Annotated in this window: 3 protein-coding genes; all 3 read left to right on the forward strand. The window is 30.7% G+C overall.

Features of this window, described 5'->3' with window-relative positions; translation table 11 throughout:
• A partial coding sequence (locus tag ACH2BP_RS08300) for a histidine kinase dimerization/phosphoacceptor domain -containing protein (protein ID WP_395058835.1) occupies positions 1 to 1,786 on the forward strand: 1,786 nt, incomplete at its 5' end.
• A gap of 26 nt (positions 1,787 to 1,812) precedes the next feature.
• Entirely contained in the window at positions 1,813 to 2,547 is a 735-nt protein-coding gene (locus ACH2BP_RS08305; RefSeq protein ID WP_395058837.1) for a response regulator transcription factor, read from the forward strand.
• 243 nt (positions 2,548 to 2,790) lie between these two features.
• The gene (locus ACH2BP_RS08310; RefSeq protein WP_395058839.1) at positions 2,791 to 3,726 is read left to right on the forward strand and encodes a malate dehydrogenase; all 936 of its coding nucleotides are present in this window, start codon (positions 2,791 to 2,793) and stop codon (positions 3,724 to 3,726) included.
• Positions 3,727 to 4,005: the final 279 nt, after the last annotated feature.

The raw sequence follows: 4,005 nt of genomic DNA on the forward strand, positions 1-4,005 counted from the left end.
TCATTATCGTTTAGGCAACTTGTTTATAAACAGCAACGAACCCGAAAAAGCACTACTACATTTTAAAACATCGAAAAAACTTTTTTTTGAAATAAAAGATTGGGACAATTATTTTATGGCTACCTGTTCACTTACTGGTTATTTAACTTATTGCGGCAATTATACAGCAACAAAAGAATTGCTTGCTGCCAATTTGAAAATAGCACAAGCACAGAAAAACAATAAAAACCTAACTAAAATTTACCAACAGTACAGCAAATTATACAATTATCTCTGCCAGTACAAAGAAGCACTGTTTTATGCAAAAAAAAGTCTTATTCTAGAATCAGACAGTTCTAAAAGGGCAGGTATTTACTACAATATTGCCGTTTTGTACACCAATTTAGAAAATTATCCGTTGGCGTTGTCTTATATTGATAAAAGTCTCGAATTGTCAGATTCTGATGCAATGAAATGCAATAGAAGTGTGCAAAAAATTGACATTTTAATACTCGTGAAAAGGTACAGCCAAGCGTTGGCTATTGGTTTAGATAACAAAAAATTTTTTGAAAACAAAAATATAAAAGATATGAGCGCTTTGGGTAATGATTTTAGCATAGCTACTTGTTATTATCATTTAAAAAAATATGATTTGGCAGAAGTCATCATAAATAAATTGTTTGCTGAGGTCAACTTACCCAATGATTTTCAAATCTCGATTAATAACCTTGCAAGCAGTATTTACCTTGAAACAAACAAGAAGAAAGAAGCCAAAATATATATTGATACAGCCATAAGCTTACTGCAACCAGAGGATAATTTTGAGACAAAACTAAAGCTTTACATCACAAAATATAAAGTAGAGCAAGCATTAGGTAATTTTGAAACAGCGTTATTGTACAACATTAAACAAACAGAAATTAAAGATGCAAAAAGTGAAAGACGCAATAAATACAAATTAGATGAGCTTCAGGTCGGTTTTAATGTAGCTGCCAAAGACATAAATATCAAAGAACTAAAAATTGCCCAACTGCAAAAAACAGTCGAAAACAAAAAACAACAAGAAAACTTGCTCTATGTTTCGGTTGCTTTATTACTGGCGCTGTTATCCACTTTTTTTTATGTTAGAAATAACAGAGCCATCAAAAATAAAAATAAAATTATTGAGCTGACTAATATTAAACTCGAAAATGAAAAATTACTAACCCAAAAATCATTAGTTGAGAAAGAAACGCTACTCAAAGAAATTCACCATCGGGTTAAAAACAATATGCAACTGGTAATGAGTTTGCTCAATATTCAAGCCCAAGAAGCCAACAATAATATTAGCGATTTTGTGGCAGTTAGTCAGTCTCGCATACTCTCAATGTCTTTAATTCACGAAAACTTATACCAAACAGACAATTTAAGCCAAGTCGATTTTAAAAAGTATGTAGAAAATTTAACCAATAGTATTCTAAACGCATACAGCAATGTAAATACTACTATCACTTTAAAGTTAGAAATTGAGCCAGTATATTTTGATATTCAAAAAGCGATACCACTAGGACTTATAATAAATGAATTGGTGAACAATGCTTACAAACACGCTTTTATAAACAATCAAAAAGGGCTCATAACCTTACAATTGATTCGTAAAAACGAAAAATACGAATTGGTCGTAAGCGATAACGGCATTGGAATTCAAAAAAAGGAAAATGCAAAAAAAACATTGGGCTTAGAACTCGTAGAAGAACTGGTTTTTCAATTAGACGGTTTACTAAAAGTTGCTAGCGATAAAGGAATGCAATACATCATACAATTTTAAAATAGCGTACTTAAAATCACAACTTTATGAACAAAAAAATACTAGTGGTCGAAGACGAATCACTCATTGCGTTAGATATTAAAAAAATTCTAGAACGAGAAGGATATGAAGTGATTACCAATATAAAAACAGTAGAAACTGCAATAGAAGCAATAGAGGAGCATAATCCTATATTGGTGCTTATTGATATTAATTTAAACCAGCTTACTGATGGAATCGATTTGGGTAATTATTTGTTAGTAAAAGATACGATACCTTATATTTATATTACCTCGTATTCTAACAAAATGACCCTCGATAGGGCGCAAGAAACAAGACCACACGGTTATATAGTTAAACCATTTAGACCAGACAGCATTATTGCCTCTGTAAGTGTTGTATTGAACAATTATAAATACAAAAAAATTGATACCATACGAAGTGAAAATCCAATGGAGGAATTGACACCAAAAAAGATGAAACAAATAGTTGAATATATTAATGCTAATATTCATAAAAAATTAGATGTAGAATTATTGTTGTCGATCACAAATTGGACAAAACGACATTTATCTCGTATTTTTATGCAATATCTTAACACCACTCCACATCAATATATTTTGAATAAAAGAATTGAAAAAGCAAGTGTACTGCTAAAAGAAACAGATGTACCTATTAATGAAATTGCCATTGAATTGGGTTTTCAAAATTATAGTAGTTTTTATTTGGCCTTTAAAAGAGTTACGAATGAAACACCAGAAAATTTTCGGAAAATGAATTAAAATTTACCGCCAGAAACCTTTTTAAGGTTAATTATCACAATAAGTTTTTAATGAGTTTTAAAGCAAAGATAAATTTTAGCGGATTCAAAAATACAGCTATTAAAAACTCCAAAAAAACAGATTAATTTTTAATTAAAAGCTCTAATTTAATGGTTTTTAAAAAAAAATTAATAATTTGATTTTTTTTTTAAAATCATTAAAAAAAACAATAAGTTTGTAAAAAATAACCAAATAAACATAAAAATGAAAGTTACCATAGTAGGAGCAGGGAATGTTGGAGCGTCTTGTGCAGATGTAATTTCATACAGAGGAATTGCAAGTGAAGTAGTATTATTAGACATAAAAGAAGGTTTTGCCGAAGGGAAAGCTATGGATTTGATGCAATGTGCAACAAATACAGGTTTTAATACACAACTTTCCGGAGTTACTAACGATTATTCTAAAACAGCAAATTCTGATGTGGTAGTAATTACTTCAGGAATTCCTAGAAAACCAGGAATGACTCGTGAGGAATTAATAGGGATTAATGCAGGAATTGTAAAAAATGTAGTAGAAAATGTTTTAGTACATTCTCCAAATACTATTGTGGTTGTGGTTTCTAATCCAATGGATACGATGACTTACCTAGCTTTGAAAGCAACAGGTTTACCAAAAAATAGAATTATTGGAATGGGCGGAGCGCTTGACAGCTCTCGTTTTAGATACTATTTATCGAAAGCATTAGACAAACCTGCAAACGATGTTTCGGCAATGGTTATAGGAGGTCACGGTGATACAACTATGATTCCATTAACTAGATTGGCTTCTTATAATGGAATTCCAGTTTCTGAATTCCTTTCTCAAGAACAATTGGATAAAGTAGCCGCTGATACTATGGTTGGTGGAGCTACATTAACAGGATTATTAGGAACTTCAGCTTGGTATGCACCAGGAGCTTCAGTTGCTTATCTTGTAGATAGTATTTTGAACAACCAAAAGAAAATGATTGCTTGTTCAGTAATGTTAGACGGAGAATACGGACAATCAGATATTTGTATCGGAGTACCTTGTATTATAGGTAAAAACGGTATCGAAGAAATTGTTACTATCAACCTAAACGAAAACGAAAAAGCATTATTTGCTAAAAGCGCAGAGGCTGTTCGTAATATGAATGCTGATCTAAAATCAGTTTTAGCTTAAATATATTAACTACAAAGTAGCTAAGAATTTTACAATGTTCACAAAGAATCTGAAAACCTAGTGAACTTTGTAAAATTCTTTGTGTTCTTTGTGGTTAAATTTATATATTTGCACGTTTTGTGAAAATAGGATAGTGTTTTTCATCCTGTTTTTATAATTCAAAAACAAAGAAACCAAACAAAGAATTAATTAATTTTTACACAGAATGCAGAATAGAGGACTTATTAAATTTATTGCAATAATATTTGCACTGGTAAGTATTTACCAACTTTCTTTCAC

Source organism: Flavobacterium sp. (assembly GCF_043756175.1).
Taxonomy (GTDB): Bacteria; Bacteroidota; Bacteroidia; order Flavobacteriales; family Flavobacteriaceae; genus Flavobacterium.